The sequence below is a fragment of the uncultured Veillonella sp. genome, assembly GCF_938010505.1.
Lineage (GTDB): Bacteria > Bacillota > Negativicutes > Veillonellales > Veillonellaceae > Veillonella.
The window spans coordinates 1-15,963 of sequence record NZ_CALLVP010000121.1 but is presented as its reverse complement, the minus strand read 5'-3'; the positions used below and the strand labels follow the sequence as shown (position 1 = coordinate 15,963).

Sequence of the window (15,963 nt, the reverse complement as noted above, 5' to 3'; positions counted from 1 at the left end):
GTTATACCTCTTGGGTTGCTTTCACAAACTGTTCCATTGTAGCAAGAGCCTTGCCAGAGTCGATCATGCTTTTCGCCTCTTCGATGCCCTCTGCCAATGTAATGCCGTCTTTCGCAAGGTAAATCGCCATGCCCGCGTTAAGAACAACAGCCGTGCGTTTACCGCATTGCTCACCATCGAGAATGCGACGTGTAATCTCAGCATTTACCGTAGCATCTCCACCTTCAAGCTCTGTTTTGTCCGCATATTCAAAACCATATTCCTTTGGATCGAATTCGTAGCTTGTGAAAGTACCATTATTAATTTCGCATACGTACGTTTTATTGGTTGCTGTAATCTCATCGAGACCGTCAAAGCCGTGTACAACCGCTCCGCGTTTTACACCAAGATTAGCCAATACGCGAGCCAATGGTTCTACTAAAGATTTATCGTACACGCCCATCAACTCCACAGTAGCGCCTGCAGGGTTTGCCAACGGTCCAAGGATATTGAACACCGTACGAACACCTAGCGCCTTACGTACAGGACCTGCATATTTCATCGATTGATGATACACAGGGGCAAACATGAAGCACATATTGGCTTTGTTAAGCACTGCCTCGTTTTGTTCACCGTTAAGCTCTAATTTAGCGCCCAACGCTTCAATTAAGTCGGCAGCACCACATTTACTAGACACACTGCGGTTACCATGCTTTGCTACAGGAATACCTGCTGCGGAAATGATGAAACCAGATGTGGTAGAAATGTTGAACGTATTAGCCTCATCACCGCCAGTACCTACGATCTCTACAACAGTGCCTTCGTGAGGAACAGAACCAGCCTTCTCGCGCATAACCTCAGCAAAAGCCGTAACCTCATCTACAGTAGGGCCTTTTGCTGCTAAAGCGCATAAGAAACCAGCCATAGGAACCTCGGCTACCTCGCCGCTCATAATCTTGTTCATTGTATCTTTAGCAAGGTCGTAGGATAAATCCTGACCGTGCGTTACTGCATATAATGCGTCTTTAATCATTTATAACTCCTTTTGAGGATATCTATTAAATTGATACCATATCAAACTGACTACTACCGATTGGGTTATGTACTCAGCCTCCAAGTGGCTACCCCCCGCTATGCGGGGCGCCAAGTCGGCTTCACACATAACCCAATCGCACCTATCTACTAAAAAATCATACCAATTTAATAGATATCCCTCATACAAACTATTATCAAATGATCCTGCGCATTATATGGAGTAACGCACAGGTCATCCCTTTATAGGGAGAGTGGGAATGGTGGTGCTTTGCACCACCTTTTCTTATATTAGGGGTTCTGATTCGCATATTTATTTAGAAAATATAGTTACTGTTCGATATATGTATTGTAGAGGAGCTATTAAGTAGGTAATGCCAAGGTTGAGTTGGCAAGAAATAAGGTCTTAAGGAACGACTTGGCGGCCCCACGTAGTGGGGCGGTGGCCACTTGGAGTTCCGAGAGACCTTATTTCTGCCCTATCGTTCTATGACCTATAAATAGCCCATCAAATACCTAAATTAAACAGTGGTTATTTTTCTAAGAAATTGCGAATTATTTGTTCCCCGTTTGGTGTCATGATGGATTCCGGATGGAATTGCACTCCATAAATCGGGTAGTCTTTGTGTTCCACGCTCATTACTTCGCCGTCGTCTGTAATGGATGTAACGATGAGTTCGCTTGGCATGGTTTCGTCGATAATCGCTAGGGAGTGGTATCGAGCCACTTCAAATTGTTCTGGTACACCTTTAAGGATTTTGGATGGGTGTACTTGTTTTGCTACGCTTTGTTTGCCGTGCATAACTTGTTTTGCGTAGGACACGGTACCGCCAAATACTTCGCCAATGGCTTGGTGACCGAGGCATACACCGAGAATCGGGAATTCGCCTTTGCATTCGCGCAATAGGTCTTCGTATACGCCCGCATCAGCTGGTCTACCAGGTCCTGGTGAAAGTATCACGTAATCGGGTTTTAAAGCGCGGATTTCTTCAACTGTTAACTCATCACTGCGGATGACTTTAATATCTGGATCGATAGAGCCTACTAATTGATATAAATTGAAGGAAAAGCTATCGTAATTATCTATAAGGAGTACCATTATTCTACCTCCTGTGCATTTGTAATTGCGGAAATCATGGATTGGCCTTTTATCAAGGTCTCATTGTATTCACTTTCAGGAACACTATCGCGAACGATGCCTGCACCAGCGCGAACATAGACCTTACCGCCTTTATTCATGGCCATGCGGATGCCGATACATACATCCATGTTACCGGAGAAATCGATATAACCTACGGCACCGCCGTATACACCGCGTGGGCTTTTTTCTAGTTCGTGTAAGATTTCGATAGCACGAATTTTAGGAGCTCCAGATAAAGTACCTGCTGGCAGTGTAGCACCGATGGCATCCAGAGCATCTTTGCCGTCTTGAATGTCACCGCTTACAGTAGATGTAATATGAATTACATGGGAGAAACGTTGCAACATATGTAACGCTTCAACTTTTACGGAACCGAATTTAGAAATTTTACCTAAATCGTTACGGCCAAGATCAACGAGCATGTTATGTTCAGCCAATTCTTTTTCATCGTTAATAAGTTTTTCCTCAATAGCGAGGTCTTCTGCTTCGTTTTTGCCACGACGCATCGTACCTGCAATTGGGAAGGTATACATTTTGCCGTCAGTCAGTTTTACCAATGTTTCTGGAGAAGCCCCTGTAAGCTCTACATCGCCACCAGATAGATAGAACATGTACGGAGATGGATTCAAGGTGCGCAATACGCGGTATGCATTTAACAAGCTACCTTCAAACTCCGCTTCGCGGCGATTAGATACAACACATTGGAAGATATCCCCTTCCTTGATGTAATGCTGCGTCTTTTTAACGACTGCTTCAAACTCGTCCTTTGTAAACTCAGAGGTAAACTCTGTTTTAAGGATGCCTTTTGGAATGTTAGCCTCTTTACCGTTCACTACGAGGTCAGCTAAGGCTTTCAATTCGAGCTCCGCCTTGTTGTAGTTGCGTTCCAAATCATTTGTGCTGATGTTGGCAATCAAGTAAATTTTATTTTTGTAGTGGTCAAAAGCGATAACTTTATCAAAGAGCATAAGGTCTACATCGTTGACCATCGCAGAATCATCATCTGGCGTTGGAAAATCCAATGTTGGCTCAATATAGCGAATGTATTCACATGCGAAGTAGCCTACAAAGCCACCTGTAAAAGTTGGTAACTCTTCTAAGCGAGGGCTTTTATATTGACTCAAAATATTGCGAATCTCTGCCGCAGGATTAGAGCATTCAAAAGTACGAGTTGTACCATCTTTGATGGTCATTTTATGGTTTTTGCAGAATAGCTCAATCTTAGGATCATAGCCCAAGAAGGAGTAACGGCCCCAATGATTACTATTATCCGCACTTTCAAGCAAGTACGTATGACTGCTCACTTGTTTTAACGCTTTCAACACGCTAATCGGTGTGCGTACGTCGGATAAAATTTCCATATATACAGGCACGATATCGTAGCCCGGTGCGATAGCTTTCACACGGTCAAGACTAGGGAAAATCATGAGAACCTCCATCTGGCATTTGCCAATAAAAAAACTCGCCCATGACAATATAACGTCAAGGACGAGTTTATAGTTCTATTCTTATACAATTATTAAAAAATATTTGTATTGTGCTATAAATCGCGGTACCACCTTGTTTGAATGCAGTGCATTCCCCTTTCGCAGGATACTAACATATCCCTCACGACTAACGCTCGTGTGACGTCGCACCATACTAGGAATGACTGTGAAAGTTCATTCTTTTCCATGCGCCCTCGGTGGTCCATTTAATAAGCTGCGTACTACGGGTTCTCAGCTAATCCCGCTCTCTGTGAGTGCATATCCTATTTTTATCTCCACCTCATCGGTTTATTTCAGGCGAGTATAAAATTATAATCTGATTATAATGTTTCTATAGAATGAAAGTCAAGAAGTTTTAATTTCTAATTGTTGTTCAGCCATAGAAAGATCTTTAACATACAATCTCGTATCTCCATATTTTATGTATCATAATGCATAATAAAAAATACTATTACTTTCTTTATCGTATAATGCAGAGGTTTTATTATACAGCAGATACAATACATATATATTGATAATAGGAACAAATAAGCCAATAATCCAAAATATACTACTATTGCTATCTCTCAAACGTCTAAAGATCATGATGATAATAATATATATAAGATAAACGTATAAAGCATATCGCAGAGCACAGTTTTCGATATTATAATTTAATATCATATTGTATATTATAAACGCTAAATATACATTAAACAGATTCCATTGACGAACTGTACTTCGTCCATTAGGCCAAAGACTATCAATTAATATGCTTTTATAAAGCTCTGTTAAAAGAGGCCTTTTATCTTGGCGACTATAAAAAGAATTTATAGCTTTAATTTGAGAGGTAGTTAAATCATTACGCTTACCCCAGAGTACATCTATAACCTTATTATCAAAAATTATTCCCTTAAGTTCAACATTATTATCTCTTAACCAAAGTTTCCTAGGTACTACAGAAAACAACAACATTGATCCCAAAAGACATGGATAGAATAAATCTGGTACATCAACGCCCCATAATATAATATTGTTGGACTCAAAAATAGCTTTTCCGTAAGAAAGGTCAAAATGCTTTCCACCCAATAATAACAATAGTAAAAGCACAGTAATTATGATATTTACCCAATTAAATTGCACTTTTTTGTAATAATTCAAGCTAGCATAATTTGTAAAAGCTACAAAAAGAATATAAATAATTGTGCCCACGTAATATATAATGTCATAAATTTCTTGAGTATATACTATCTCTGGAAGAGTGGAGAATATATATATATTTATTCCTATACCAATAAACACCAATAAGTTTATAGAAAGGTATGTCTGTATATTGATTGTAAATAATTTGATTATCTTTAACCATTGAATTAAAGATAATAATTCAAACTTAAAATTTATTAACTCAGAATATAATAGTTGTCTCATCATTCTTCATCTTATGGTAAGTATTGTAATATATGCACTAATTGGAAATATTATAACTTCGCAAATATGATACTCCTGTTCCTTCATTACTAACCAATACAACTAAATAAGAAAAGTGCTTATCATGTATTAACACAGCGCCAAAACAAGATTTCTTATCAACATAAATTTTTTTCAGCCTATTTCGGGTATTACTTAAGCTAGTTAAAATTAAAATAGATTCATCTATGGCAATAAAATAATCACCATTTATATCAAATCGATACCATCCCCTATATTCCATAGGAAATTTATGAATAAGACTATTATGCTGATATATCTCAATATCCTCCTCATATACTATCCATTTATTATCTATAAAGCCAATACTATTTACAACTTTAATTTCACTTTCCCAATTCCTATATAAAGTGAGTTCATCAGAAGAAGATAGTCTATCAATAGCTGTAAAACTTAAATTATTATCAACAAAGTCCCAGTGTATCATAAGAGAATTGGCAAATAGGCTAATAGACGCTGATTTAAATACAGAAAAATACAAAATATAAATGCATTCACTCTCAAAATCATACTTTATAAACTGTGAATAATGTCTATTTAAATCAATGTACCATAATCCTGCTTCTAAATGGAGTACAATTCTATTATTTTCAGAATCTACAAAACTATTTACAATTATAACCTTTGTATTATCTAGTATATAAGAGTCAACATACTCTAATTGAGGAGTGTAAATTATTACTCCTCTATAATCATCATTAACGATAACATAGTCTTGTGTCCTATTAATAAAATATAAATCGTTTTGTTTAAGTGCAAATTTTATTTCATTTACTAAATTAATCTCCATAACACCTCTCCCATCAACATCATTTATTTATCTCTTGAATTACAATAAGTAATACGACAAAATAAGTTATTTTTTAATCTCTTATTTATATATATCAAATGGTATTTTAAACCCAAGACATTTCATTTAGTCATCTATATGCCAAGATTTTTTAAACAAAAGATGATAACTGACAAAAATATTAATATACGGAATAAAAAGGCCAATAATCCATAACCCGCTTAATAGAGAATCATGAAGTCTACGTATACCTAATGTAATCATTGCGATGGCTGGCCATATTTGGATAACCATAAAACCCCAATGTGGTATATAAAAAGGTATACCCAACTGAACAATTAATGAAACTACGGCAATAGCCATATACATAATGACATCCATGAAAATGCGAGTTCCTACAAGACCAACCCCAAAGGCTGATACGGAAGATCTTCCTTTAATATCAAAGAGCTTAGCAAATAAAACATCCCATATACAACCACACACATAGTCGAATGTACCAACATCTTTTTCTTCACTAACGGTGGAGCTTCTATCGTAGGCAATAATATAGTTATTATATTTATCCCGTCCTTCATCTAAGCCATACTCATTAGAATCTGGCACACTAAGAGGCAGGGCAAAACAAGCTAAGACGAAATACTGCCAAAAGAAACCATCCCAATAAAAACTTTCATTTACAATAGTTTCGAATATAGCTTCCCAACTAAAATTCATCCCCCAATACATCCATAAACTTAGGTATGCTATAGGAACCAAAATCATATACCATAAGGATGCCCCACAATCATTTAGTCTACGTTTAAGCAAAAAAATAGTTGCAATTACATGTATAATCTGTAGACATCCAAAATAAAGATAAGACAAATACTGGCTATCTTGAAATGAACTACCTTGGATAAGCACTACCAATAGACCAAATATAAGATAGGCTAAAAATTTGCTAACCATTACACCAAGCACAGCCCACAAATATGAAAGTCTGCCTATACGTTGATTCACTCGTAGCATTTCTATATTTTGTTTAAATAGTGAAAGTTCATTATCTAACCACATTAAAATAATTCTCTCTATACGCTCAAAACAATTTTTAATCTACTTTATTCTAATATAAATATATGTATATTAAAATATCAACACTATGAGTCCAGAATATTTATATTGTTTTCCTCTAAACACTAATAGTATACTGAAATTACATATGTTATCAGCATCACTGATTATTATGCGGAGAAGAGAGCATGAGTTTTTATTTTACCGATCAAATACAGCAGTCTTTCAATAAAATATTCCATCAATGTAATAAAGATATCGCTTGGGAGGGCAAGGCCGAGCTTGACGACCTTGTGAAAGCCGACGAGGAAGGCCAAGAGATTCCAGGTATCGGAGATGTGTACGCTATTTTGGCGCGCGTTTATTCGGGACCGCAGTTCACGTGGATTGAAGCCGGTTTTCCTGAGGATGATAATAAGGCCTATAGTTACTTACATACGGCCATTCGTCGCGGCAGTGCCATCGCTATTTTACAAGCTATGCGTACCGCTGGTGCCCTCACCCCAACTATTGAAAAAGAGCTACCTATGACAAAGGACGAAGCATTCCAGCGTGTCTATGAAGGCGCCCAAAAAGGTTGTTCTTACTGTGCCTACGCCATTGCCAATGTATTCCAATGGGAGGATTATCGTATCTTGCCGTCGGCCCAAAAGATGGCTAATGAAGGTCAACCCTCTGCATTTGTACGCTTCTTAAAAGCCTTATTTGTACAACCAGATCAACGTAGATTGGCAAATAAAATAACGGCTATTGCTCAAGACTGGCTGCGTAAATCTGCCTCTGCAGGCCTTGTTATTGCATACCGTAATCTTCGCATTACCTATATCGAGCAAGACGACAAGAAAATGGAAGAACAAGTCGTATTTGAAGGTGCCGAAGCAGGTTTACCTCTGATGTTATTCTTAGCGGGCGATATATGTAAAGCACGCGCCGAGCATCAAAGAGCACTCGAATATTTTGAGCGTGGTGTAGCCATGAATAATGGCCTGTGTTTGCGTGAAGCTGCCGAATATTACGCAAAGCCACATTTGTCGAATAAAACGATTCCTCAAGATATCCAAAAGGCCCTCAAATACTACGAGCGTGCTTCTGTAAGCCCAGATTATTTAGACTTTAATGACCATGCATACACCACTACACAAGCCATTATCATTCGCACCCTCAACATCGATGGTCAATCGCAAGACTGGTCTCGCATCGCTCACTTATTGCAGCAACCAGCTATCGAAAACCACGATGGTATTTGGCCATATCTTGCTTATGTATTCGCTTTCATAAAAGGCAATGCTCCTAAAATGAGTGTAGCCTTGGAATGCATTAAACAGGCAAGCAAATGTTACGATGAATATGGCAGTTATGACTATGCGGATCATCTATGGCAATTGGCAGCAGGCTATTGCTACGAAATCGGCGCCACTACAGGAACGCCCGACTTAGACCAAGCCGTCACATTTTACAAGCATGCTCATGAAAGTATCAAGAACATCAACACTAGAAACGATAATTGGTTAGGTACTGGGGAACCATTAGTAATACCTGACGAAGCATCTGACCGTTTAGAAGCCTTTGAGGAGGTCAATGGACACTATCAATACAAAGCAGGTGTTCAGCAATCTTCTACGACATGTAATCCTATGCCTACAACTTGGCCTCAAAATTCTGTAGATATATTAGAAATCATGGAGGAATCTACTACAGGTTGGCGCACCAATAAATACGACTGGAATTTCATCCAGCGCGAATGGGATACACAAAAATACCTCAGCCTTGGCATCTATGATAATCGACAATCCATAGAAAACGTCATTGACGATATGCACCATATCGTTATGTTCCACAATGAAGATAAAAACTCTTGTACTATCTATCTATACGGCTATGGTCGGGATACAACAGAAGGCGCTAATAAGTTGGATTCTACGGTGTATGAAATTAGACACTTTAAAGATATGACAATTCCGGAAGGTCTCGCTTTGATTAAAGACTTCTATGATACAGCTAAGTTGCCTATTATTGATGAAAGCTGGGAAAAACAGTACAAAAACCCTACCCCGCCAAGTGAATATGCATTAGCTATCGACAACGATATCTTCTACCTCAATCAATATGACAATCCTAGCCAAATGATTAAGGATGCCTTGGAAGGCGTATCTAATGGCACCTATGATATCATTGCGGTTCGCCCATCTAACCTCGATGATCGAGGTATTAGCTACTACATCGAGCGCAACAAAAAAGGCAAAGACTTACGCATTCGACTCTATGTTACTGAAGCAGATGGAACCGTATACGGCTTTGAACGAGACTACAGTAACTTAACCTCCATCAACTACTGGATTCAAGATGCCATTACAAATGACAAACTCCCAGACTTAAACGACTGGGAGGAAGTTAAAAAGAACTAATGTCTCTCGGCATTAGTCAAGTAAAAGCTCTTATAGGTAATGGTTTGTCATCTCCAACACGCAAAGTTTTAACTTTATCAGTGCCTCTCTATGGGTCATCTTCAAGCCAAAGCAATTCAACTATATAGCTTTATTTGTATAGGTATAGATTAAGAAATATAATTTAATACATCTAAAAAGAGCTGTCACAGGAATTCATATACTGATTCTGTTACAGCTCTTTTCTTATGTGATTTTATGAAAGCTCTAACACTTTCACCATCTAGGGGATGATCATTCTATATGTATAGAATAACTATTGTCTCTAATTAGGTATTAAAGGATACCAAGGATTTCCCACCATGCGTAGCCCACTGTAAGGTTCACAATGAAGCACATGATAGCGAAGATACCGCCGATAATCCACCAGTTCTTAACTGTGTTATAACCTGCACCGAATACGATTGGAGCCGCTGCACCACCATAGTGAGTCAACGCACCACCGTAGGAGTTTGTAGCAGCCAATAACAAGGACAACGCCATTGGGTTTACACCTGCAACCTTACCTACAGTAAGGAATACTGGAAGCATTGCTACAACGTACGCACTACCAGATGCAAACAAGTAACGAACAGCGATACTGATAGCGCCGATGATAATAAGAGCCATCATAGGATTATCGCCGAAACTGAAGTGTGTACCCATGAATGTAGCAAGCCATTCAAAGAATTTAACCTTAGACAATGCACTGGACATACCGATGATACCGCCGAACCAAATCAGTGTGTTCCAAGCGCCTTTAGATTCAAGCATATCTTCCCATTTGATAACGCCGAATACAAGAGCTGCTACCATAGCTACGATAGCTACTGCTGTTGCATCGATGGAGAATTTAATGCCGAACCCTTGTGTCAAAATGGAAGGCAATGCCCAACCAACTAAAGCAAGAATAAAGATAGCGATAAGAGATTTCTCACGACCAGTCATAGGTCCAAGTTCTTTCAAACCTTCATCGGCAATCGCATGAGAATCGATGTGTTGAATAGATGGTTTGTCTAGATAGTATACCAAAGCTGGTGTAATGAGAAGCATTACAAGACCAGGTACTACGAGTGCTAATGCCCAAAGGCCCCAGTTAATATCTACGCCTAAAATTTTGTTCATATAGTCAGCTGCCAATAAGTTTGGCGCCATAGCCGTAGCGAACATCAAGCTTGTTACTTTTGTAACCATGTATGTGTTAACCATGAGGTAAGAACCAGCTTTTTTTGAACTTTCACCAGGCTCAGAGCCCAATGCTTTTGCTACAGAGTTCATGATTGGGAACACGATACCCCCACAACGTGCTGTGTTGGAAGGTGTTACCGGAGAAATAATAAGATCTAATAACGCAGTTACATAGCCAAGACGCAATGTAGTGTGACCTAAGGATTTAATCAATAGGTACGCAATACGACGGCCAAGTCCTGTTTTTACGAACGCCACACTGAGGGAGAACGCAGAGAATACTAGCCATACTGTAGTGGATGCATAACCAGACAATACGTTTTTCGTTGCATTTAAGAAAATTGAAGAACCTGCAATAGATAACAACAAAATAATTGGTGCTGGCCAAGGTTTAACAACAAGACCAACGATAGCCATTAAATAGAAACCTAGCAGTCGCCAAGCTTCCACACTCAAACCTTCTGGCGGTGTAATGAACCACATTACCAGAGGAATGGCAAACATAATTGCAATTTTAAGTAGCTTATTCATTCTTACTCTCCTTTAACATAAGCTATGCCTTTCATGATCGGTCGCGCTGTTCTAGCGACGCCCGCCTTCTCCACATGCCAACCCTTATCATGGGTCAAGCATATTTCGAAATCAAACTTCCCTGATGGATGTGCTAAAGTAACTTGATTCGTTTCTTTAGCACGTTCGCTAACTACTTCGTTCGCCACAGTACCCGTAATAAGCGCTGCTGTAGCAGTACAGATACCACCTGTAACGGCATAGGCTTTATGCATTACAGCTAGTGCCTTTGTACGAGCCACGATGTCTATACTATTCCCCTTGATAGTTCGACCATCGCTTGCCACGTAGGTTTGTGGTGCGGACACCATACATACCTTTGGAACTGCAGGACTTGCGGACTCTTTAGATGGAGCAAGGCCCATCATTACCGCCGCAGTGGTGCGAATATCTTCAAGTGTATTGAGTAATACACCGCCATCCGTTTCTGTGAAAGCCGGTAATTCCGTGCCTTCATAACCAAGATCTGTAGCCTTTACAAATACAGCTGGATTAGCTGCATCTACTAAACTGACTTGGATTGTGCGACCATCAGCCAATGTAATTGTGTCTTGTACATTGCCTGTTGGTAGTAACTTACCTGTCTTAGAACCGCCTGGTTCCAAGAAATATAATGTAATACGAGCACCTGTACCAGGAACACCATCGATAGAAAAGTCACCATCAATAATAGGCTTACCATCTCGGACTGGAACATGCGCTTCAATAACTTTATTTGTATTCGTGTTAAAGATGCGAACTACTGTTTCTGTTTCTACGGCTTTTACAAAGCCCTCCATAATGGCGAATACCCCTGCACCAGCAGAAATATTACCACAGTTACCTTCGTAATCTACCACCGCATCAGCGATACCTACATACCCAAAGGTGTAGTCGATATCTGCATCATCGCGGTCAGAAGGATTTACGATAGCTACCTTGCTTGTCAATGGATCGGCACCACCGATGCCATTAATTTGACGCACATCGGGAGAACCATATAAATCTAAAATCATACGGTCTCGTGCAGCCGGGTCAGTTGGAAGCGTATCTTTTAACAGATACGCCCCTTTACTAGTCCCTCCGCGCATATAGGTAACAGGAATTTCTTTATACCTGTTCATAACTTACTCCTTTATGTTCATCGCTTATGCTTTGCTATTTGCATAGTAGTTGATGAGACACCCTGCTGCGATAATATCTTTTTCTTCATCGCTGAGGTGCCCTAAATGCAATGTGATTTCTGCTTTCTTCGCACCTCCACTGATAACATATGCTGTGTAATCATCGGAGTCAGAGAATAATTGGTCACGCACATTTGGCACATATACATAGTCGCCTACGACCATAGTTTTAGAGTCTTCTTCGCTAATTACGAACGGTAACATGCCCCAGTTAATTACATTACTACGATAACGTTTTGTAGCATATTCAATAGCGATATTAGCACCGCCACCCAATACACGTTGACAGGATGCTGCTTGCTCACGAGCAGAGCCATCACCCGGACGATTAGCATATACCATGCTGGAAACAGCTGTAGACTTAGCCATATCTTCTACAGATTCTGACAAGCCAAGAGCTTGCTTAACCTCTTCGTATGCAGCGACTAACTCTACTGTACTTTCACCTTCTTGACGAGATTTTTCCCAATCGCGAACGGCTTTAGCACGACCTACATATTCAGGAACCTTACGGCTCAAGGCAAATTCAGACAATGCATATGGATCTGAACGGAAGGAAGATGTTTCACCAGATGGAATCAACTCATCCGTAGTCGTTACAGGGTCATCGATATAGGCAGCTACCTTGAGCAATACATTTGGCGTTAATTCTTCGATAGAAGGCCAAGGTTTAATGGATGGTCCATACACAAGTTCAGTATCTTTATTCGGTTCATTGAAGCCGCTATATACTTTGCTTTCATAAGGTTTATCATCATAGTGGTAAGCTGGTACTACATCATCATAATCGATATCAGTAGCCGCAGTTAATGCACCACCGTTAATAGCAGTAGCCGCTACGGAACGAGAGTCGAGAAGTGCAACGGAGGAAATTTGTCCGTTACCAGGTTTAGAACCTTCGCGATTCGGGAAGTTCCGTGTCGCATGACGACCACTGAGTCCAGTATTGTTAGGTGTATCGCCTGCACCAAAGCATGGTCCGCAGAAAGCTGTACGCACGATGGCACCAGCACTCATAAGATCTACAAGAGCACCATTTTTCATGAGTTCTAAGTAAATTGGTTGGCTAGAAGGATAAACGCTAAATGCGAAACGACCGGAACCTACGCTCTTACCGCGTACGATGTTAGCCGCTTGCATAATGTTTTCATATAAACCACCAGAGCACCCTACGATGATACCTTGATCTAAATGCAATTTGCCGTCAAAATGTTTTTCAGGCAATTGTAAAGACAAGGATTTATTATCTAATTGCTCTACCGCTTGACGTTCGATTTCTGCTAATAAATCGTGACCACCTTCGTTAATTTCTTTAATTGTATATACATTGCTTGGATGGAATGGCATAGCAATCATACTTTCCACTTCCCCAAGATTAACTTTTACAAGGCTATCATAATAAGCTACATCACCAGGGTTAAGCTCTTTGTACGCATCACCGCGACCATGAAGTGTCAAGAATTCTTTCGTTGTACTATCTGTTCTCCAAATAGTTGTAAGGCATGTAGTCTCTGTAGTCATTACATCGATGCCGTTACGGAAGTCCATGGATAGGTGTTTAATACCAGGGCCTACGAATTCCATTACCTTATTTTTCACAAAGCCGTTTGCGAATACAGCTTTTTCAATAGCGAGTGCCACGTCTTGTGGACCTACGCCGTGTTTAGGTTTTCCATCGAGGTAAATAGCGATAACTTCTGGACGCTGTACATCATACGTACGGCCAAGCAATTGTTTTACAAGCTCTGGACCACCCTCACCAATCGCCATAGTACCAAGAGCACCGTAACGAGTATGACTGTCGGAACCGAGAATCATTTTGCCACAGCCTGCCATTGTTTCACGCATATATTGGTGAATAACTGCAAGATGAGGAGGTACATACACGCCGCCGAAGCGTTGAACCGCGGATAAGCCAAATACATGGTCGTCTTCGTTAATCGTGCCCCCTACTGCTGCCAAGCTATTATGACAGTTTGTCAAAATGTAAGGAATTGGAAATTTATCAAGACCACTGGCAATCGCCGTTTGAATAATGCCAACATAGGTAATATCGTGAGATGTTAAGGCATCGAATTTGATGCGTAAATCTTGATCACCTTCGTGTTGTTGGTGGTCCATTAAAATACGGTACGCCATCGTTTCCTTATAGGCGCGCTCTTTATTAAAAACTTCTTGCTGATCAAGGGCTGCACTAGAATCCGCAGGAACGATATCCGTACCGTGATATAAAAATACACCATTTGAAATTAACTCAACCATGACTTGCTCCTTTATTACTTTCAGGCATGTGTAAACCTTTACAAACACTATATTTTCACCATGTTTATTGGTAAAAGCTCCATTCCTCTTACTAGTACCTAGTCTTTAGTTATATCTAATCTGTATAGCCCTAGCGTCCCCTCGTCTGTACCAACTCTATGGAATAGAGTACAATAATACATATATAAAGGAGAGTTTATGGACACGAAAGATTGTACAATTTTAAAAACCTTAGCAGAGGAAAATAATATTACTTATGCAGCGCGTCGTCTATTTATGACGCAACCTGCATTGAGTGAACGAATAAAAAAATTAGAAAAGGAATTTAACTGTCCCATCATCAACCGACAAGCTCGTGGTGTAGAGTTTACCTATCAAGGTCAACGCCTTGTACGATACGCCGAAGATTTGCTCAATTCCTATACTTCGGTGCGCCAAGAGCTATTAGCTATGGGTAGTGAACCACGCGGTACATTAAACCTAGGATGCTCAAATGTATTCGCAAAGTATCATATCCCCCATATCTTATCCACCTTTAAAGAGGCTTATCCGCACATTGATATCATCATGTATACGGGACTTAGCTATAAGCTATACCATGACTTCCTTGAAGGCCGCTTACATGCTGCCATCATTCGCGGTGCCCACACTTGGACAGAGTCGAAAGAACATATCTGGTCTGAACCATTCTGCTTCTTCAACAAAACGCCTTGTGACGTAGAGGATTTACCTCGTCTGCCCTATATTCACTATCAAACAGATCCGAATTTACAGCAGACCATTGATGATTGGTGGTATTCCCACTACTCACAACCTCCAATGCGCACCATTGAGGTGAACGACATCGATACATGTATGAAGCTCGTCAACCAAGGACTTGGTTTTACCATCCTCACCCAAAGCTGTGGTAATGATTACCCTAACCTATTTAAGGAAACCTTGAAAACTCTTGACGGTCATATCATGACTCGGGATACGTGGATGTATACGCGCCATAGTGCCCTTGAATCCAAGCCAGTACAAGCTTTTTACTCATTTATGAAAACATGGGCTGACACAAAGGTATAACAACTATTCCTTTAATATATATAATATATTATGAAAATGCAATAAAAACAAATTGCTCTTTTCTTTGGTATCCATAAATATTACTTATATCTTAACTTTTAATATATGCGTAAAAATCATATAATTAGCCGCTTACATATAATCAATTGATTAGTCTCTTATATACAATCATCTTGATTACTATGTTAGTTTAAATCATATGAATTGGTGCTTTGATACAAATATATTGATTGGCTATTTAAAGTTATAACAAAGAAAACCCGTCATGATCACAACAATCATGACGGGTTTTCTTTTACAATATAGTTTTATTGAACTAGAGTAACAATAGCATAATGAC

General features: G+C 39.7%; 11 protein-coding genes. 2 read left to right on the top strand and 9 right to left on the bottom strand.

Annotated features, from left to right (window positions below; all coding sequences use genetic code 11):
- Position 1 precedes the first annotated feature (1 nt).
- From trpD to Q0507_RS07630, 6 genes are all read right to left on the bottom strand, one after another.
- Positions 2-1,012 carry an anthranilate phosphoribosyltransferase gene (trpD, locus tag Q0507_RS07655; RefSeq protein WP_298714700.1) on the bottom strand — a complete coding sequence of 337 codons (1,011 nt, stop codon included), beginning with the start codon at positions 1,010-1,012 and terminating at the stop codon, positions 2-4.
- Between the two features lie 531 nt (positions 1,013-1,543).
- Positions 1,544-2,110, bottom strand: coding sequence for an aminodeoxychorismate/anthranilate synthase component II (locus tag Q0507_RS07650; protein ID WP_298714697.1), 567 nt, complete (start codon positions 2,108-2,110; stop codon positions 1,544-1,546).
- Positions 2,110-3,579, bottom strand: coding sequence for an anthranilate synthase component I family protein (locus Q0507_RS07645; RefSeq protein WP_298714694.1), 1,470 nt, complete (start codon positions 3,577-3,579; stop codon positions 2,110-2,112). The genes Q0507_RS07650 and Q0507_RS07645 overlap by 1 nt, the downstream gene beginning before the upstream one ends.
- Positions 3,580-4,065: 486 nt before the next feature.
- Positions 4,066-5,049, bottom strand: coding sequence for a DUF805 domain-containing protein (locus Q0507_RS07640; RefSeq protein WP_298714691.1), 984 nt, complete (start codon positions 5,047-5,049; stop codon positions 4,066-4,068).
- 34 nt (positions 5,050-5,083) lie between these two features.
- Entirely contained in the window at positions 5,084-5,896 is an 813-nt protein-coding gene (locus tag Q0507_RS07635; protein ID WP_298714688.1) for a hypothetical protein, read from the bottom strand.
- Between the two features lie 126 nt (positions 5,897-6,022).
- Positions 6,023-6,952 carry a DUF805 domain-containing protein gene (locus Q0507_RS07630; RefSeq protein ID WP_298714687.1) on the bottom strand — a complete coding sequence of 310 codons (930 nt, stop codon included), beginning with the start codon at positions 6,950-6,952 and terminating at the stop codon, positions 6,023-6,025.
- A gap of 185 nt (positions 6,953-7,137) precedes the next feature.
- Between Q0507_RS07630 and Q0507_RS07625 the strand changes: the two genes are divergently transcribed.
- Positions 7,138-9,354: a sel1 repeat family protein gene (locus tag Q0507_RS07625; RefSeq protein ID WP_298714686.1), complete on the top strand. Its 2,217-nt coding sequence runs from the start codon at positions 7,138-7,140 to the stop codon at positions 9,352-9,354.
- Positions 9,355-9,669: 315 nt separating this feature from the next.
- On the opposite strand, the gene Q0507_RS07620 is transcribed toward Q0507_RS07625, so the two are convergent.
- From Q0507_RS07620 to Q0507_RS07610, 3 genes are read right to left on the bottom strand one after another with little or no spacing between them, the layout of a single operon-like run.
- Entirely contained in the window at positions 9,670-11,091 is a 1,422-nt protein-coding gene (locus tag Q0507_RS07620) for an anion permease (RefSeq protein WP_298714683.1), read from the bottom strand.
- 2 nt (positions 11,092-11,093) lie between these two features.
- Positions 11,094-12,233: a 2-methylaconitate cis-trans isomerase PrpF family protein gene (locus Q0507_RS07615; RefSeq protein WP_298714680.1), complete on the bottom strand. Its 1,140-nt coding sequence runs from the start codon at positions 12,231-12,233 to the stop codon at positions 11,094-11,096.
- 24 nt (positions 12,234-12,257) lie between these two features.
- Positions 12,258-14,555, bottom strand: coding sequence for a hydratase (locus Q0507_RS07610; RefSeq protein ID WP_298714677.1), 2,298 nt, complete (start codon positions 14,553-14,555; stop codon positions 12,258-12,260).
- Between the two features lie 198 nt (positions 14,556-14,753).
- Here Q0507_RS07610 and Q0507_RS07605 point away from each other — a divergent pair, with 198 nt between their 5' ends.
- Positions 14,754-15,623 (top strand): LysR family transcriptional regulator, encoded by an 870-nt coding sequence (locus tag Q0507_RS07605; protein ID WP_298714674.1) that lies wholly within the window; start codon positions 14,754-14,756, stop codon positions 15,621-15,623.
- Positions 15,624-15,963 lie beyond the last annotated feature (340 nt).